General features: G+C 71.7%; 11 protein-coding genes and 1 pseudogene. 11 read left to right on the top strand and 1 reads right to left on the bottom strand.

Features of this window, described 5'->3' with window-relative positions; translation table 11 throughout:
* Positions 1 to 422: 422 nt before the first annotated feature.
* On the bottom strand, positions 423 to 1151 hold the full coding sequence (locus FAF44_RS13585; protein WP_237103479.1) for a FadR/GntR family transcriptional regulator: 729 nt from the start codon (positions 1149 to 1151) through the stop codon (positions 423 to 425).
* Positions 1152 to 1319: 168 nt separating this feature from the next.
* Between FAF44_RS13585 and FAF44_RS13580 the strand changes: the two genes are divergently transcribed.
* The 11 genes and pseudogenes from FAF44_RS13580 to FAF44_RS13540 all read left to right on the top strand — a co-directional run bounded on the left by FAF44_RS13580 (position 1320) and on the right by FAF44_RS13540 (position 18754).
* Complete coding sequence (locus FAF44_RS13580; protein ID WP_237103478.1) at positions 1320 to 3455, top strand: ABC transporter ATP-binding protein; 2136 nt, start codon at positions 1320 to 1322, stop codon at positions 3453 to 3455.
* Positions 3452 to 4330: an ABC transporter permease gene (locus FAF44_RS13575; protein ID WP_237103477.1), complete on the top strand. Its 879-nt coding sequence runs from the start codon at positions 3452 to 3454 to the stop codon at positions 4328 to 4330. The genes FAF44_RS13580 and FAF44_RS13575 overlap by 4 nt, the downstream gene beginning before the upstream one ends.
* Positions 4331 to 5278, top strand: a complete 948-nt coding sequence (locus FAF44_RS13570) for an ABC transporter permease (RefSeq protein ID WP_237103476.1) — start codon at positions 4331 to 4333, stop codon at positions 5276 to 5278.
* A 33-nt stretch (positions 5279 to 5311) separates the two neighbouring features.
* Positions 5312 to 6862, top strand: a complete 1551-nt coding sequence (locus FAF44_RS13565; protein WP_237103475.1) for an ABC transporter substrate-binding protein — start codon at positions 5312 to 5314, stop codon at positions 6860 to 6862.
* Between the two features lie 30 nt (positions 6863 to 6892).
* Positions 6893 to 7819: a dihydrodipicolinate synthase family protein gene (locus FAF44_RS13560; protein ID WP_237103474.1), complete on the top strand. Its 927-nt coding sequence runs from the start codon at positions 6893 to 6895 to the stop codon at positions 7817 to 7819.
* Positions 7819 to 9276: a sulfatase-like hydrolase/transferase gene (locus tag FAF44_RS13555; RefSeq protein ID WP_237103473.1), complete on the top strand. Its 1458-nt coding sequence runs from the start codon at positions 7819 to 7821 to the stop codon at positions 9274 to 9276. Before FAF44_RS13560 ends, FAF44_RS13555 begins: the two co-directional genes overlap by 1 nt.
* Before the next feature lie 79 nt (positions 9277 to 9355).
* Positions 9356 to 10456 (top strand): annotated as a pseudogene (locus tag FAF44_RS56375) (exo-alpha-sialidase); the annotation flags it as partial.
* Between the two features lie 130 nt (positions 10457 to 10586).
* Positions 10587 to 11102, top strand: a complete 516-nt coding sequence (locus FAF44_RS56370) for a LamG domain-containing protein (protein WP_368857759.1) — start codon at positions 10587 to 10589, stop codon at positions 11100 to 11102.
* A 5-nt stretch (positions 11103 to 11107) separates the two neighbouring features.
* Complete coding sequence (locus FAF44_RS56365) at positions 11108 to 12952, top strand: LamG-like jellyroll fold domain-containing protein (protein ID WP_368857758.1); 1845 nt, start codon at positions 11108 to 11110, stop codon at positions 12950 to 12952.
* Complete coding sequence (locus FAF44_RS13545) at positions 12952 to 16662, top strand: glycosyl hydrolase (RefSeq protein ID WP_237103471.1); 3711 nt, start codon at positions 12952 to 12954, stop codon at positions 16660 to 16662. The genes FAF44_RS56365 and FAF44_RS13545 overlap by 1 nt, the downstream gene beginning before the upstream one ends.
* A 1-nt stretch (position 16663) precedes the next feature.
* On the top strand, positions 16664 to 18754 hold the full coding sequence (locus FAF44_RS13540) for a DUF6351 family protein (RefSeq protein WP_237103470.1): 2091 nt from the start codon (positions 16664 to 16666) through the stop codon (positions 18752 to 18754).
* The last annotated feature ends 38 nt before the right edge of the window (positions 18755 to 18792 follow it).

The raw sequence follows: 18792 nt of genomic DNA, 5'->3' as shown, positions 1-18792 counted from the left end.
TTGCTATTAATGGCAACCTACAGGTTGCGATCGCCTGCCCGCAAGTCCCGGGGTGCCTGCCGCGGCAGGGTTGCACGCCATGCGGAGGATGACCTTGCCGGTGGTGCGGCGGGTGGTCAGGGCGGTGAGGGCGGTCGCGGCCTGCTGGCCGGCGGTTGGCCCAGCAGGGTGACGGCGGCCTGCCGGCGTCTCGCCAGTTAAGAAATCTACAATGTAAAGGGCGTCGGTCTGCTGTGCGAATTGTCCTCAGGACAGCAAAGGCACGGGCTTCGCCCGCCCTTCCTCCGAAAGAGGCCGAGAAGCCGGGCGCCGGTGGCGGCGGTTCCGCCTGGGGGATGCCGACCGCGATACCGGGGTGTGTCGCGGTCGGCGTATCCGTGCTGGTCAAGGACGATGCCCGGCCGGCCCCACGAGCGGTCCGGTCACTCCGGCTCCGCCGGCGTCTCGGTGAGTTTGGACTCTATGCCGACGTAGTGTTCCTGGACCGCGGTGCGTGCCCGGTCGGCGTCGCCGCTGAGGATGGCGTCGAAGATGGCGGCGTGGCCGTGGTAGGCGTCCATCGGTGTGCGGCCTCGCGGTGGTGGTGCGGCGGCGTGGAAGGCGAGCCAGAACTGGTCGAACAGTCTCAGCAACATCGTGTTGTCGAGGTCGTGGAACAGCAGTTGGTGGAACTGGCGGTCCTGTTCGGGGAAGCCCTGTCCCTGTTCGGCGAGTGCGCGCATGGTGTCGAGGTTTTCTCGCAGGGCGGCGAGGCTGGTGGGTGAGATGACGCGCATCGCGTCGGCGACGAGTCCGGCTTCGAGGGTTTTGCGTAGTGCGACCAGCTCTCGTAGTGCTCGGGGGCCTTGCATGAGGCCGTAGGGGAGGTGGTCGAGCAGTGGAGTGAAGGAGAAGTGGCATACGTAGACGCCGCTGCCGCGGCGTGTTTCCAGTACGCCGGTGGACTCCAGGGCTTTGACCGCCTCGCGGACCGAGTTGCGACTGACTCCGAACAGCCGGGCCAGTTCGGACTCGGGTTTGAGTGGGTCGCCGGGGCGCAACCCCTGCTTGAGGATGTAGTTTCTGATCTCCTGCTGCACGATTTTGTGCAGCGGAGGGTTGTTGTCGAGCCGCCGGAACTCCGGCTGCGTGTCGTCCTCCCGAGTGACCACGTTCTGAATCGACCTCCCCCTTCGTATCAACTTGTAGGATATCTTGCCAGTCTTGACACCCGTGAACGGCGAAGCCTACGGTAACGAAATCTGTAGGACATCTTGCAGCAACGCACTGGTCATCCGGTGCGGAGGAGGTCGTCGGTGTCAGGTGGAGGCCTGGATCGTATGGTCCGTGACGACGTCGCCCACAGCGGCACCATGCCCGTCAGGCCGGCGCTGAGCGTGCGGAACCTCGTCGTGGAGTTCGCGACGCCGGCGGGCGTGGTGCGCGCGGTCGACGGGATGAGTTATGAAGTCTACTGCGGCGAGACACTCAGCGTCGTGGGGGAGACCGGGTCGGGAAAGAGCGTCTCCGTGCTCGCCGCGCTGGGCCTGCTCCAGACGGCGAACCTGCGGCGGGTCTCCGGCGAGGTGGTGCTCGACGGTGTGGACCTGCTGACCCTGCCGCAGGTGGAGTTGCGGCGGCGGCTCGGGCGTGACGTGGCGATGATCTTCCAGGACGCCATTTCCGCGCTCAACCCGGTCCAGCGAGTCGGCGACCAGATCGCCGAGGGGCTGCGGGTGCACGACCGGGCCCTGACGGCCGATGCGGCGCGGGAGCGTGTCGTGGAGCTGCTGGAGATGGTGGGTGTGCCCCATCCGCGGGCTCGTTACGACCAGTATCCCCACCAGTTCTCCGGGGGGATGTGCCAGCGTGTGATGATCGCCATGGCGATCGCCAACCGGCCGAAGGTTCTGATCGCGGACGAGCCCACCACGGCGCTGGACGTGAGCGTCCAGGCGCAGATCCTCGACGTGCTCAGGCTGGCACGGGAGGAGACCGGCGCGGGCGTCGTGCTGATCACCCACGATCTCGGTGTGGTCGCCGAGACCGCCGACCGGGTCGCCGTGACCTACGGCGGCCGGATCGTGGAGACCGGTGACGTCACTTCGATCTTCACCCGGCCGCGCCACCCGTACACCGCGGCTCTGATGCGTTCGCTGCCCCGGCTCGACAGCACGGCGGAACGGCTGCTCCCGATCCCGGGGCAGCCGCCCGACCTCTCCGAGATACCGCCGGGGTGCGCGTTCGCGCCGCGCTGCCCGACCTCCCGTGGCCGGGAGGTCTGCGTACAGACCCGGCCGGAGCTGCGCGCCGACGACGCCGGCAATGGCGCGAGCGCCTGCCACTTCCCGGACGAGGTGGCGGCCCCCGGCGCCCCGCCACCGAGCACCGAGTCGGCGGAGCCGTCGAGCGGCGAGGCCGCAGGGCCGTCGAGCGGTGAGGCCGCGGTGCCGGACGCGGAGGTGCCGGACGCGGAGGTGCCGGACGCGGAGGTGCCGGTTCTGGAGGTCGGGGATGCGGTGAGCCGGTTCCCGGTGCGATCCGGGGTGTTCGCGCGGGCGAGCGCCTGGGTGCACGCCGTGGACGGGGTGTCGCTGCGCATTCCGCCCGGTGGGACGCTCGGCCTGGTCGGCGAGTCCGGCTGCGGCAAGACCACGCTGGCCCGGCTGGTCCTGCGGCTGGTGGATGCGAGCGGCGGCCGGATCCTCGTGGAGGGCGACGACGTCGGGCGGGCGAGCCGGTCGGGCCTGCGGCGGATCCGGCGGCGCGCGCAGATGGTCTTCCAGGATCCGAACGGCTCGCTGAACCCGCGCCTGACCGTCGGCGACAACGTGGCCGAACCGCTGCGGCTGCAGCGTCTTCCTCGCGCGCGGCGCAGGGAGGAGGTGCGCGAGTTGTTCAGCCGGGTGGGTCTGCGGGAGGAGCACCTCGACCGGTTCCCGGCGGAGTTCTCCGGCGGTCAGCGTCAGCGGGTGGCGATCGCGCGGGCCCTGGCGTCCCGGCCCCGGCTGCTGATCCTCGACGAGCCGGTGTCCGCCCTGGACGTGTCGGTGCAGGCGCAGGTGCTGAACCTGCTGGCCGACCTGCAAGAGGAGTCGGGGATGGCCTATCTGTTCGTCAGCCATGATCTGTCGGTCGTCCGGCAGGTCGCCGACCAGGTCGCGGTCATGTATCTCGGGAAGATCGTCGAGTCCGGGCCGGTGGCGCGGGTGTACGACGATCCGCGCCACCCCTACACCCGTTCGTTGCTGGCGTCGGTGCCCGTGCCGGATCCGGTCGGCCGTGAGACGCGGCGGCGGGTGCCGCTGGGCGGTGACGTCCCCAGTCCGGTGGACCCGCCGTCGGGGTGCCGGTTCCGTACCAGATGCCCGATCGCGGTGGCTCGTTGCGCCGAGGAGGAACCCGTGCTCCGTGAGGTCGCCGGTGGGCACACGGCCTGCCACTTCGCCGACGAGTCCGGGCGGGTGAGCGTATGAGCGCCCCGCGAAGACGGCTGGCGGCCGTGCGCCGGTTCGCCGGGTCCCGCTCGGCCGTGGTCGGTGCGGTCGGGCTGGGCGCACTCGTGCTGGTGGCGGTGCTGGCGCCGATCGTCGCGCCGTTCGACCCGGCCGCGCAGGGCGGCGAGCCGTTGCTCGGCCCGTCCGGGGCGCATCTGCTCGGCACCGATCAGCTCGGCCGGGACATCGTCTCCCGGATGATCCACGGCGCCCGGGGCTCGCTGATCGTCGCGGCGGGCGCTGCCCTGGTCGGCGCGGGTGTCGGGGTGCCGCTGGGGCTGGTCGCCGGATATCTGGGGCGGTGGGCCGACACGATCGCGATGCGGGTGGTCGATCTGCTGCTGGCGGTGCCGGGGATCCTGCTCGCGCTGGTCATCATCGCGGTGCTGGGTCCCGGCCGGGTCAACCTGATCCTGGCGATCGGGATCGGCGCGGTGCCGGAGTTCGCCCGGCTGACGCGGGTGGCGACGCTGGAGGTGCGTGAGCGCGATTTCGTGCTGGCGGCCAAGGGGATGGGCGCGAGCACCGCGGACACGATGGCACGCACGGTCCTGCCGAACGTGCTGGGCCCGATCATGGTCCAGTTCGTCATCACGGCCTCGACGGCGGTGGTGGTCGAGGCGGGGTTGAGTTTCCTCGGGCTCGGCACTCCGCCGCCGGCGCCGTCGTGGGGCGGCATGCTCCAGGACGCCCGCTCGTACCTGTACCAGAGTCCGACGTACGGGTTGTTCCCGGGGATCTGCCTGGCCGCCACCGTGTTCTTCCTGGAACGGATCGGGCGTGGCCTGCAACTGGCGGTCGGCGGCGGCGGGTCGCGCGCGGGTGTGCGCGGCGTCGGCAGAGGAGCGGTGTAGATGTACGGCTATCTTGTCCGCCGTCTGATGCAGTTCGCGGTGGTGTTGTTCCTCGGGTCGATCGCCGTGTGGGCGTTCGTCCTCCTGCTGCCCGGTGACCCGGCGACGGTGCTGATCGGCGCGGACGCGAGTGCCGCCGAGCTGGCGGCGACCCGTGCCCGCATGGGGTTGGACGAGCCCTTTCTGGCGCAGTACGGGGTCTGGCTGGGTCACGCGGTGAGCGGTGATCTCGGCTTGTCCTACTATTCGGGTGAGCCGGTGCTGACCGAGCTGATGGCGCGGATCCCGGCGACGGTGCAGTTGGCCGGGTTCACGCTGGTGTTGACGTTGCTCATCGCGGTGCCGGTCGGCATCGTGGTGGCGTTGCGGCCGTACTCGGCTGTGGGGCGGCTCTTGCAGGGTTATCTCACGATCGGTTTGGCGGTGCCGGCGTTCTGGTTCGGTCTGCTGCTCATCATCGTGCTCGCCGTGCAGTTGCGGTGGCTGCCCGCCTCCAGTGACTTCGTGCCGCTGTGGCAGGATCCCGGTGCCGCGCTGACCAGCACGATCCTGCCCGCGGTCGCCATCGCGGTGCACACCTCGAGTGTCACCGCCCGGTTCCTGGCCAACTCGCTGGGCGAGGTGATGGGCAAGGACTACATCCGTACGGCTCGCGCCAAGGGTGTGCCCGAACGTGAGGTGATCCGGCGGCACGCCGTGCGGAACGCGGCGCTGCCGACCGTCACCGTCGTCGGGCTTCAACTGGGCAGTTTTCTGGGCGGCACCGTCGTCATCGAGGCTGTCTTCAACTATCCCGGAATCGGGCGGCTGCTCTACACCGCCATCGGGGAACGCGACTACGCCCTGGTCCAGGGTGGGGTGCTGTTCGTCGTGGCCACGTTCCTGCTGCTGAATCTCCTGGTCGACGTGGCTTACGGCGTCCTGGATCCACGTATCCGGCTCACCTGACCTCCGCCCCCATCCACCTCAGAGGGGATCACCATGTCCATTTCCCCGCGGCAGTCACGCCTCGTCTCCCGTCGCACGTTGCTGCGCACCGGCCTGGCGGCCACCGGCGCGCTCGCCGCCGCGCCGCTGCTCAGCGCCTGCGGTTCCGGTGCCGCTACCGGCGGCGGCAGTGACGCGAGCAAGCTCACGCTCGGCACGACGAAGATCATGCAGTTCGACCCGTACCTCACCAACACCGACATCCATATCCACGCGTTCTACACCTACCTGGTCGACTATCCGAGCGACGGCACGTACCAGGCCGTTCCGGCGGGTGCCGAGAAGTGGGAGTTCGCCGCCGACCACAAGTCGGTCACGCTCACCCTGCGGGCGGCGAAATACCACTCCGGTGCGGCGGTCAGCGCGGCCGACGTCGTCGCGGGCATCAAGCGGGCGCAGAACCCCGACGCCGCGTTCACCCTCGCGCAGCCGTCCGCCTTCATCGACAGCGCGACCGCGGACGGCGACCGCACCGTGCGTGTCACCTTCAAGGCGCCCACCCCGGAGGCGCTGGTCATCGACTGGATGTTCGCCTTCCCGCTGATCCCGGCGGACAAGAACGACCCGAAGCAACTGGAACACCAGCCGGCCGGGTCCGGGCCGTTCCGGCTCGGGGAGTTCCGGCGCAACCAGCGGCTGAAGCTGACGAAGAACCCCGACTTCTACGACGCCGCCAAGCCGTACCTGGACGAGGTCGAGTATCGGTTCTTCACCGATGAGGACGCGCTGGTGGCCGCGCTCGAGTCGGGGTCGGTGGACGGTGCCGCCTACATCGGGTTCCGGCACTCCGAGCGGCTGAAGAGCCGTTTCACCCTGGTGCAGGGTGGCGGCCGGATGAGCCTGTTCTTCATGAACGCCACCATCGCGCCGTTCGACAACAAGTTGCTCCGGCAGGCGCTGGCGCGGGCGATCGACCGTGAGCGGATCATCAAGCAGGTCAACTTCGGTATCGGCGCGCCCATCTACACGGCGTTCATGCCGTCCTCGCCCGCGTTCGACGGGGCCTATCTCGATGCGCACGGGTTCGATCTGGACGCGGCGGCGGCCTTGCTGGAGAAGTCCGGCGGCGCCCGTGCGGCCACCGCGGGTGTGACCTCGGGAAGCCCTTCGGTGGAGGCGTTGCAGATCATCCAGGCCGATCTGAAGAAGATCGGGTTCGAGCTGGAGATCGCGCCGCAGGAGGAGGCCGCCTACCTTGAGGCGCTGTTCGCGAGCAAGCTGCAGTGCACCGTCGCGGCGCAGCCGAACAACCTGCAGAGCCCTTCGCTGATCGCCCGGGGCCGACAGATGTTGCCGGGCAAGGAGAACACGACGTTCCGTGAGAAGGTGCCGCCCGCCTATGTCGAGGCGGTGGCCGCGGCCGGTTCCGCGCTCACGCCGCAGGATCAGCAGGCCGCGTACGCGGAGTTGAACAAGGTCCTCGCCGAGGAGTCGTGGGCGATCGGGATCTCCACCCAGCCGTCGCTGTTCGCGTTGGACAAGCGCGTCACCGGCCTGGACACCGATCCCCGCGACTTCGTCACCCTCACCGACACGAAGGCCTGACGTAGGCGTCGGTCAATCGAAAGGAACCGCATGACCCGCTTGGGCTACTGCACCGACGGACCGGACATGGCGCTGCTGACCGCCGTGTTCACCCCCTTCGACGAGGACGGCGCCCTCGCCCTCGACGTCGTCGCCAAGCAGGCGGACGCGCTGGTCGCGTGGGGGTCGCCGGCCGCGTTCGTCGGCGGCACCGCCGGTGAGGGGGCGTCTCTGTCCACCGCCGAGCGGATGGCGCTGGTCGAGCGGTGGTGCGAGGTCGCGGCCGGTCGGCTGGACGTTCTCGTGCATGTCGGGCACGCCAGTGTCACCGAGGCCGGCCGGCTGGCCGCGCACGCGGAGTCGCTGGGGGTGAAGGCGATCTCCGCGGTGCCGCCGTACTTCCATCGTCCCAACACGGTGGAGGCGCTGGTCGACGCGTGCGCCGCCATCGCCGACGCCGCCCCGACGCTGCCGTTCACCTACTACCACATCCCGTCGGCGACCGGTGTGAACCTGCGGGCGAGTGACGTGCTGCTGGCCGCGCGGGAGCGGATCCCGACGTTCGCCGGGGTGAAGTTCGCCCACAACGACATGGTCGACCTGCAACGCTGCCTGACTCTGGCGGATGGGCAGCAGGAGATCTATGTCGGTGTCGCCAAGCTGGTGCTCGCCGCCTGGCAGTGGGGGGCGCGGGCGGCCATCGGGTCGGTGTACAACTTCTCCGGCCCGCTGTTCCGCCGGATGCTCGGGCACGCCGCCGAAGGAGATCTGGAGGCGGCCCGGCGTCTTCAGCTTCTGGCGCAGCAGGTCATCGATGTGGCCGGGCGCTACGGTGGTGAACTGGCGGGTTTCAAGGCGCTCGGCTCCCTGTTCGGTGTGGACTGCGGGCCCTGCCGGCGGCCGCTGGTGTCGCCTGATCCGCAGGGGCTGGCGGGGTTGCGCGAAGAGGTGGCCCGGCTCGGATTCGGCGCCCAGTGATGCCGAACGTCCTGCTCATCCAGGCCGACCAGTTCCGGGCGGACTGCCTCGGCGCCGACGGCAACCCGGACGTGCACACCCCTCACCTGGACGGGCTGGCCGCCGACGGCGTCCGCTACGACAACGCGTTCTGCCCGTTCCCGGTGTGCACCCCGTCCCGGTACTCCCTGCTGTCCGGTCTGCACGTGCGCCAGCACGGCGGCTGGACGAACCGGTGCACGCTCGCGCCCGGCATCGACACGTTCCCGCGGGCGTTGCGGCGGGCCGGGTACGGGACGGCGGCGGTCGGCAAGATGCACTTCACGCCGACCTATCTCGACGTCGGCTACGACCGGATGGAGCTGGCCGAACAGGACGGGCCGGGCCGTTACGACGACGACTACCACCGGGAGCTGGCCGCGGCCGGGCTGGCGCCGGTGACCGACCTCGTGGACCAGGAGCGGGAGTTCCGTGCGCAGGCGCCGGCGGCGTACTGGGAGACCTTCGGCAGCGGGCGGTCGAACCTGCCGGAAGAGTGGCACTCCACCACGTGGATCGGCGAGCGGGCGCTCGGCGTGCTGGACGGCTGGTCCGGCGAGTCGGGCCAGTTGCTGCACGTGTCGTTCATCAAGCCGCACCACCCGTTCGACCCGCCCGCGGGCTGGGACGACCGGTACGACCCGGCGACGCTGACCCCGTTGCCCGGCTGGACGGACACGATCCCGGACGGCGACCGGCGATACCGGCGGGAGTACTTCGACAACGAACCGCTGACCCTGCCGCTGCTGCAACGGGTCATGGCGCACTACTACGCCACCATCACGCAGCTCGACCACCAGGTCGGCCGCATGCTCGACCTGCTGCGCCGGCGCGGCCTCTACGACGACACGCTGATCATCTTCACCGCAGACCACGGCGAGTACCTGGGCTTCCACCACCTGCTGCTCAAGGACGGGCCGATGTACGACCCGGTGGTGAAGGTGCCGCTGCTGGTCAAGTTCCCGGGCGGGCGGCGGAGCGGCGACGTCAGTGAGGCGCTCGTCTCGCTGATCGACGTCGCCCCGACCGTCCTGGGGAACTGCGGTGTGCGGCCTGCGTCTCCGCTGCCCGGGCATGACCTGACCGAGCCGGCGGCCGGGCACGAGTACGTCTTCGCCGAGACCCGCCGCCGTCTGGGCGCCGCGGGCATGGCCCGCACCGGGCGGCACAAACTGCTGTGGTCGCAGACGGCCGGTGAGTCCTTCTTCGACCTGTCCGCCGACCCGCACGAGCTGACCGACCTGCTCGACGACCCCGCGTACGGCGCCGAGATCGGGCGGCTGCGCGCGGCCGTGACGCGGTGGGCGCTCTACGAGGCCACCCCGCCCACCTATCTGGACCCCGGCGCCCCGCGCCGGGGCGACACCACCCAGGACGACCGTGCCGCGCGGCACGAGCTGTTCGCGACCGAGGTCGCCAAGCACCACACCGACTCGTGACCCCCTCGTCAGGAGAGGAACGACGACCGTGACAACTCCTCGCACCTGGTTAGCCGCTCTGGTCGGCTTGACGGCGGTGATGCTGCCGATGACGGCGGTACCCGTCTCGGCCGACGCCACCGACACGATCACCGACACGATCACTCACACGACCGCCGACACGACCGCCGACCCTTTCCGGGCGAAGACGACGGTGGTGTTCTCCGATCCGGACGTGCCGTCCGGATGTCACCGGATCCCGGCGATCGTGCGGGCGGTGGACGGCTCGCTGCTCGCCTTCGCCGAACACCGGCTCAGGAGCTGCGCCGACAAGTCCGACATCGAGACCGTGGTCAGGCGGCTGCCGGCCGGGGCCAAGCAGTGGCTGCCGGAGCAGACGGTGGTGCGCGGCGAGCCGGACGATCCGCAGGCGGCGGCGACGCGGGGCAACGCCGCGCCGGTGGTGTACCGGCGGCTGCCGGGTGCTGCGGCGGCGGCCGGTGTCCCGGACGGCCGGATCGTGCTGCTGGGCACGCACAATCCGGTGGATCCGGCCAACCCCGGCCAGAGTCAGGGGGGCGCGGCGCGTACTCCGTACGTGCTGCACAGTGACGACCACGGGGTGACCTGGAGTCAGCCGCGCATGTTGGCGGAGCTGGACGACCCGGGCTGGGGCCACTACGCGACCGGGCCGGTGCACGCCATCCAGCTCACCCGCGGCGCGCACGCCGGGCGGCTGGTGGCGGGCGTCAACTACGTCCCGCCGGGTGTCCGGGGCGCGATGCTCGTCTACAGCGACGACGGCGGCACGACCTGGCAGCGCGGCGCGCGGGCGGAGTATCCGCTGAGCCGGCAGTTGATCCCGCAGGAGATGAGCCTGGCCGAGCAGGTCAACGGTGACATCTTCGTGTGGGCGCGGCAGAACTGGAGCGGCGGCACCGACGAGGAGGAGGCCGACCCGGACGTCCGCCCGCACCGGGCCGTGGCCGTCAGCAAGGACGGCGGCCAGAGCTACGACGGCGACTTCACGCTGCTGCGCGGGTTCGAGGCGCCGCCGGTGCAGTCGGCGGCGCTGCGGCTGCGGGCCACCGACGAGGGCGACCGGTACAACCGGATCCTCACGTCGGCGGCGTCGGTGAACACCGATCCGCGTAGCCGGATGACCATCCGTTCGACGTTCGACGAGGGGCTGAGCTGGCAGGGCGTCGACACGCCCGCCCGGTCGAGCGACGAGGGCGTGCAGGTGTGGGGTGACAACGACCGTGGTATCTCGGTCGAGGACTGCGCCTGTTACGGCGGCTACTCGGACATGGTGGAACTGCCCGACGGCGATGTGGGGCTGCTCTACGAGCGGACCAGGTCGGGCTGCTGGTCGACCCGGACGTGCGCCGGGACCACGGACCACCGGGCGGAGATCGCGTTCGTGGTGCTCGACGACCGTGACCTCCGTGCAGGCCGAACCCGGCGGCAACCGGATCCGCGGCACCGTCACCACCACCACCGGAACGGCCGAGGTGAGCACCTCCAGCGCCTACGCCGACGGCGCCTGGCACCACCTCGCACTGCGCCGCCACGCCGGCACCCTCACCCTCTTCGTGGACGGCACCCAGGCCGGCACCACGTCCGGCGCCGCCGGGACGATCAGCAGCGACGACCCCGCACCCCTCTACCTGGGGCAGCAACTCGACGGGACGAACCGCTTCCACGGCGGCATGGACGAGTTCCGCGTCTACGACCGCGCGCTCAGCACCATCGAGCTGACCCGGCTGCGCACGAGCAACACCAGCGGCATTCCCGGCCGCACCGCGCACCTGCCGATGAACGCCGTCATCCCGCCCGGCGCGTGATCCTCATGAGAAACAGGAGCCGTGCGGTACTGCTCGCCATCGGGGTCAGCGTGGTCGCCGCGCTGACGCCGGTCCAGGCCGCCGCCGCGACGGCGGACCCGTTCGCAGCGCGGACCACCGTGCTGTTCTCCAGCCCGAACGTGCCGACCGGGTGCTACCGGATCCCGGCGGTCGTACGGGCGGTGGACGGCTCGCTGCTGGCCTTCGCCGAACACCGGTTCCACACGTGCGCGGACAAGTCCAACATCGAGACGGTGGTCCGGCGGCTCCCCGCCGGGGCCACCGTGTGGGAGCCGCCGCGGACCGTGGTGCGCGGCGAAGCCGGTGACCCGGTGGCGCCGGCGACCCGCGGCAATCCCGGCCCGGTCGTCTACCGGCGTCTGCCGGGCGCCGCTGCGGCCGACGCGCCGGACGGCCGGATCGTGCTGCTGGGCACGCACAATCCGGTGGATCCCACCAAGCCCGGCACCAACCATCGGACCGCGCCGCGGACACCGTACGTCGTGCACAGTGACGACCACGGGGTGACCTGGAGTCAGCCGCGCATGCTGGCGGAGCTGGACGACCCGTCCTGGGGCCACTACGCGACCGGGCCGGTGCACGCCATCCAGCTCACCCGCGGCCCGCACGCCGGGCGGCTGATCGCGGGCGTCAACTACAACGTCGGCGATCAGGCCGGCGCGATGCTGGTCCACAGCGACGACGGGGGCCTCACCTGGCAGCGGGGCGCCGACGCGCGCTACGGCGGCGACGCCCGGTTGATCCCGCAGGAACTCAGCCTGGTGGAGCTCGTCAACGGTGACGTCATGGTGTGGGCCCGGCAGAACTGGACCGGCGGCACCCCCGAGGAGGAGGCGGATCTCGACGTCCGTCCGCACCGGGCGGTGGCGATCAGCAAGGACGGCGGGGCGAGCTACCACAGCGGGTTCACGCTGCTGCGCGGGTTCGAGGCGCCGCACATCCAGTCGTCGTCGCTGCGGCTGAGCGCGACCGACGAGGGCGACGCGTACAACCGGATTCTCACCTTCGCCCCGTCGGTGAACGTGGAGCCGCGGATCCGGCCGACCATCCGCTCGTCGTTCGACGAGGGGGTGAGCTGGCAGTCCGTGGACACCCCGCTCGACTCGACCGACGAGGGTGTCCAGGTGTACGGGACCGACGACCGTAGCGCCACGGTGGAGGAGTGCGCCTGTTACGGCGGCTACGGCGACCTGGTGGAACTGCCGGGCGGTCAGGTCGGGCTGATCTATGAGCGCGGCGCGACCGACTACCGTTCGGAGATCGTGTTCGTGGTGTTCGACGAGCGCGACCTGCACACTCCGTCCACCACTCCGGACGTGCCGGGGCGGTCGGCGCTGGTGTTCGACGGTGTGACCACCACGCGCGGCGTGCACGGCCAGGCGCTCGCGTTCGACGGGGTGCGGGGCCGGGTGCAGGTGCCGTCCGTGCAGGCCGAACCCGGCGGCAACCGGATCCGCGGCACCGTCACCACCACCACCGGAACGGCCGAGGTGAGCACCTCCAGCGCCTACGCCGACGGCACCTGGCACCACCTCGCACTGCGCCGCCACGCCGGCAATCTCACCCTCTTCGTGGACGGCCGTCAGATCAGCGCCACCTCCGGCTCCGCCGGGACGATCAGCACCGACGGCCCCCTCTACCTGGGGCAGCAACTCGACGGCACGAACCGCTTCCACGGCAGCATGGACGAGTTCCGCGTCTACGACCGCGCACTGAGCACCGCCGAAGTGGTGGTGCTGCGCGCCACCAACACCAACCACGTGCGTGGCCGTACCGCCCACCTGCCGATGAACGCCGTGGTGCCTGCGGGCAGGGCGGAGGCCGGGTGATGCCCGTGATGCGGCTGGTCCTCGCGGCGGCGCTCGCCGTCACCCCCGTCGTCATCACCCAGGCCGCCCCGCCTCCCGCGCAGGCCGCGCCTCCCGCGCCACCCGCACAGGCCGTGCCGAGGCTGACGGCGGCGACCTTCGCCGATCCGCCCGCGTCGGTGCGGCCGAAGTATCGCTGGTGGATGCCGATGGCCTTCACGCAGGACGAGCAGTTACGCGCCGAGCTCGCCGACATGAAGGCCATCGGCGCCGGCGGCGCGGAGGTCGCCACGACCACCGTCGTCGGCCCGCGGGCCGACGACCCGGCGTTCCTGGCGGAGTACGGGTGGGGGTCGCCGCGCTGGACGCGGCAGGTGCAGAGCATGGCCGAGACCGCCGACCGGCTCGACCTGGCGCTGGACTTCACCATCAGCCCACGGTGGCCGGCGATCGTCCCCACGGTGACGGACGTCAACGATCCACGGGCGTCGCAGCAACTGGTGTTCTCGCACGCCTTCGTCAAAGGCGGCACGCGCTACGACGGCGCCGTGCCGGCCAACTACAGCCCGCGGCCTCCGGACGGCGCGCGGCGCACCCCGATCGCCGTGCTGCTCGCCCGGTGCGCGCAGGCGGCCTGCGACGGTCAGGACGGCGGTCCGCGGCTGCTCCGGCGCGACAGCGTGCGCGACCTCAGTGACAGCGTCGGCGCGGACGGCACGCTGCGTGTGGACGTGCCGGGCGAGGCCGGCGACACCTACGCGCTGATCGCCTTCTTCCAGACCGCCGACGGCCAGGTGCGCAACAACTTCACCACGACCAGGTCGAACTACGTCCTCGATCACCTCAGCGAGCAGGGGGTCCAGGCGACGGCGCAGTTCTACGACGCCTCGATCCTCACCCCGCCGGTACGCGAGGCGCTCGAGGGCGTCGGCCGGGTCGACCTGTTCGAGGACTCGCTCGAACTCGGGACGGCGCAGAAGTGGACGTGGGACTTCGCCGGCCAGTGGGAGCGCCGGCGGGGCTACTCGCCGATCCCCGTGCTGCCGGCGCTCACCGATGCCGGCTCCGCGGGCCTGACCACGGCGCCGTTCTTCGACTTCGCCGACGGCAGCGGCGCGCGCGTGCGGACCGACTACCGGCAGACCTGGAACGACCTCTACATCGACGCCCGGCTCGGGCCGTTGCGCCGGTGGGCGAACGAGCGCGGCATGGCGCTGCGGAGCCAGCCGTACGGCGGGCCCATCGACACGCCGCAGGCGGCCACCCACGTGGACGTGCCCGAGGGGGAGTCGCTGGTGTTCGGCGACAACATCGAGGCCTACCGGCTGGTGTCGGTCGGCGCGCATCTGAACGGCACGCCGGTGGTGTCGAGCGAGTGCTGCGCGGCGCGGGCGAACGTGTGGGCGACGACCGCCGGAGGCTGGGACGACGCGGCCAACCTGCGCTCGGTCCATCGCGGGTACGCCGGTGGCGTGACCCAGGTGGTGTGGCACGGTTACCCGTACCTGAGCAGGGGAGAGGGAACGGCCGAGCAGGCGGTGTGGCCGGGCATGTCGTACGGCGGCAACACCTCCTTCTCCGAGGCGTGGGGCGCCAAGGGCGGCCCCAACTGGCCCGGCTACCGGGAGGTCAACGACCACCTCGCAAGGCTGCAACTGGTGCTCCGGCAGGGCCGGCCGGTCTTCGACGTGGCCCTGTACCTGCAGGACTTCGGGCTGCGGTCGCCGGCCACCACGCTCACCGGGCCGGGGGCGCTCCTGGAGAGCGATTCGGCGCTGGCCGAGCGCGGCTACACCTACGAGTACCTCAGCCCGGCACACCTGCGGATGCCCTCGGCGCGGGTGTCGGACGGGCGGCTGTTCCCGCAGGCCGGGGCGTACCGGGCGATCGTCGTGAAGGACCAGGAGACGATGACGGCCGACACCGCGCGCCGGCTGCTCGACCTGGAGCGCGACGGGCTGCCCGTGATCTTCGTCGGGGAGCTGCCGTCGGCCGCCCCGGGCTTCCATGACGCGGCCGGGCAGGATGCCGAACTGCGTCGCCTGGTCGGCCGGTTGGCCGCGCGGCCCGGCGTGCACCGGGTCGCCGACCTCGCGGCGCTGCCGGACCTGCTCGCCCGGCTCGGGATCGCGCCGGCCGCCGCCCCCGCCACGCCGTCGGCCGACGTGCTGAGCGTGCGCCGCTCCGACGCCGCCGCCGACTACTACTACCTGTTCAACCAGCGGTCGTGGGCGAGCGAACAGCGGCTGACGCTCACGGGCGAGGGGCGGCCGTACCGGCTGGACACCTGGACGGGCGAGATCACCCCGCTCACCGACTACCGGCGGACCGCGCACGGCGTGGTCGTCGACGTCACCCTGGAGGCGTCCGACGCCGCCGTCATCGCGCTGTCGACCCGGTTCGACGGGACGCTCCCGCAGCACGGGCCGACCGTCGCCGCCAACACCGGGCTGGGGGCCGAGCTGATCGACGATTGGGCTCTGCAGGTCGTGAGCTGGAGCCGGGGAGCGTCCGGGCTGCCGGGCGACACCGCCAAGACCACGCTCGCGGCCGTCCGACCGGTCGCCGGTGAGCGCGGGGAGCTGCCGCCGTGGTCGGCGATCACCCCGGCGAACGGCTACGGCGTCGACCTCGGCGACGTCTCCGGCGTCGGGACGTACACCTCGACGTTCACCCTCGGCGACGCGTGGGCCGGGGTGCGCTCGGCGTACCTGGATCTGGGGGCCGCCGTCGACACCGTCACCGTGACGCTGAACGGCACCCGGCTGCCGGCGCGCAGCCCGCAGGACCTGCGGCACATCGAGGTGGGCCGGCACCTGCGCGCCGGCGCCAACACCCTGACGGTGCGCGTCGCCTCGACCCTCGGCAACGCGGTCCGGGTCGCGCCCGGCACCGGGGCCGCCGACCGGCCGCGCCAGGACTACGGGCTGTTCGGGCCGGTACGGCTGACGCCGCGCGAGGCCCGGCAGCCGACGCTGGCGGTGGAGGCGCTGGAGCGGGACCTGCCGCTGGCCGCCGGCGGCGTCAACCAGGCGCGCGTCCGCATCACCAACGGCTCACCCCGGCCGGTGTCGGTGTCGGTGTCGGTGTCGGTGTCGGCCGAGGCGACGGCCGGTGACGGGGTCGAGGCGACCGTGGACCGGCCCGCCCTGCGGATCCCCGGCCGCTCGTCGGTGACGGTGCCGGTCCGGGTGAGCGGCCGGCGGGCGTCCGGCTCGTCCGGCCTGGTCGTGGACGCGGCGGCGGCGAACGGGGCGGGCGGGCAGGCGTACGTCACGCTCCGGCACTCGGCGAATCTGGCGCTCAACGCGACGGGCAGCCCGTATCCGCGGGTGTGGGCGGGGAGCTACCAATACCAGCATCCGCCGTCGTTCCTGACCGACGGGTCGGGGGCCACGTACTGGGTGTCCGGCGGGCACACGCCCGGGCAGGCGCCGACACCCGAGAGCCCGGAGCTCGTCGGCGTCGATCTCGGGCTGACCACGACAGTGGGCGCGGTGGCGCTGAGCGGCCGGGGGAACTGGGCCCCGCGCTCGTACGACGTGCAGACGTCCGTGGACGGTGAGCGGTGGACGACCGTGGCATCGGTCACGGACGGGCCCGCCACCACGGCGTTCCCGCCGGCGCAGGCACGCCACGTGCGGCTGCGCATCACCGGGACGCGCTACCCCACGCAGCCGGGCCACAACACCCAGGTGTCCGAGTTCGCCGTCTACTCCGCGGGAGCGTGAGATGCGATCGATCCTCGCCGTCGTCCTGGTCCTGGCCGGCCTGCACGCCGCTCCGGCAGCGGCGGACGACGGGCTGCGGCTGGTGGCGGTGTCGGCCCGGCCCGACCTGGTGACGGCGGACGACGTGCTCGTCACCGCCGAGGTGCCGCCCGGCCGGCCGTTGGACGCCGTGCGGTTCACGCTCAACGGCGCCGACGTCACCGGCTCCTTCCGGGCCGACCCGGCCGCCCACACCCTCACCGGCCTGGTCGAACGGCTCCGCCCCGGAGCCAACCACCTGGTCGCGACCGCCGGGCGGCTGCGCGACCGGCTCGTCCTGACCAACCATCCGGCCACCGGGCCGGTGCTCAGCGGCCCGCACGAGACGCCGTACGTCTGCACCACCGACCGGTTCCGGCTCCTCGACGGCAGCACGCTCGGGCCGCCGCTCGACGCCGACTGCTCCGTGGCCACCCGGACCGACTACGCCTACCGCACGACCGGCGGCAGGACCAGGCCGCTGCCGGATCCGGCGGCCAGACCCGCCGATCTGGCCTTGACGACGACCCTCACCGGCCGGACGGTCCCGTTCCTCATCCGGATCGAGACCGGCACGCTCAACCGGGCGATCTACCAGATAGCCATGCTGCACGACCCGGCCGCCTCCGCCTGGAACGACCGGCTCATCTACACCTTCGGCGGCGGCTGCCGGCGCGGCTGGTACACCCAGGGCACCGACACCGGCGGCGTCCTGGATCCGCAGATGCTCGGCCGCGGTTACGCGGTCGCGTCGGCGTCGTTGAACGTCTTCGGCAACAACTGCAACGACCTGCTGGCGGCCGAGACGATGATGATGGTGAAGGAGCGTTTCGTCGAGCGGTACGGCAAGCCGCTGTTCACCATCGGGTGGGGCTCCTCGGGCGGTTCGTACCAGAGCCACCAGATCGCCGACAACTACCCGGGCCTGCTGGACGGCATCGTGGTCGGCCGGTCGTTCCCCGACGTCGCGTCCGCGACCAACATCACGCTGTTCGACGCCCGGCTGCTGGAGCACTACTTCACCGAGGTCGCGCCGGACGCCTTCAGCCGGGAGGAGCAGCGCCAGGTCGCCGGCTTCCTGCGGTGGGAGAGCATCGGCAACCTCAGCGACGGCGCGAAACGGCTGGATCCCCTCGCCGAGTTCCCCGACGGGCTGCCCGCCGACCTGCGCTACCACCCGCAGAGCAACCCCGGTGGAGCGCGCGCGGACGTCTACGACCACACCGTGAACGTCTACGGGCGCGATCCGGCGACCGGGTTCGCCCGGCGTCCGCTGGACAACGTGGGCGTGCAGTACGGGCTGGCCGCGCTGACCGCGGGCGCGATCACCCCGCGGCAGTTCCTCGACCTCAACGAGGGCATCGGGGGCCTGGACCTCGACGCCCGCCCGACACCCCACCGCACCGCGGCGGACCCGATCGCGAGGGACGCCGCCTACCGCACCGGGCGTGTCCTTCACGGCGGAGCCGGCCTGGCCGGGACTCCGATCATCGACTACCGGTCCTACTCCGAGGACGCCGCCAACGGCGACATCCACATGATGACCCACGGCTACGCCACCCGGGCGCGGCTGGAGGCGGCCAACGGCGACGCCGGCAACCAGGTCTTCCTGGTCGAGGACGGCCGCTACGGCGGGTTCAGCCTGACCAGCCCCACCCTGCGGTACGCCCTGACGAGCATGGAGGCGTGGCTGAGCGCGATCGCGGCCGACGACTCGCGGCTGTCCGCGCACCGCAAGGTGGTGCGGAACAAGCCGGCCGAGCTCACCGACGCCTGCTGGAGCCGCGACGCCGAGCCGCGCAAGATCGTGCAACGGCTCACCGCGGACAACACCGGTGAGTGCGGGCGGCTGTTCCCCGCCTACGCCACCCCGCGGCTGGTCGCCGGCGCGCCGCTGAGCGGCGACGTGGTGACCTGCCGGCGCAAGGCCGTCGACCGGCGCGACTATCCGGCCACCTTCAGCCCGGCCGAGCGCCGCCGGCTGCTGGAGATCTTCCCGTCGGGTGTGTGCGACTGGACGAAGCCCGGAGCCGGGCAGCGGCCGTTGCGCGACACCTGGCAGACGTTCAACTGATCCCATCACCCCACGGCTCGCCACCCCACGCCCGCCAC

It is taken from the genome of Nonomuraea sp. MG754425, from assembly GCF_021699195.1.
GTDB lineage: Bacteria > Actinomycetota > Actinomycetes > Streptosporangiales > Streptosporangiaceae > Nonomuraea.
Note: the sequence above shows the minus strand (reverse complement) of the source record. Positions and strands in the feature narration are given on the sequence as shown.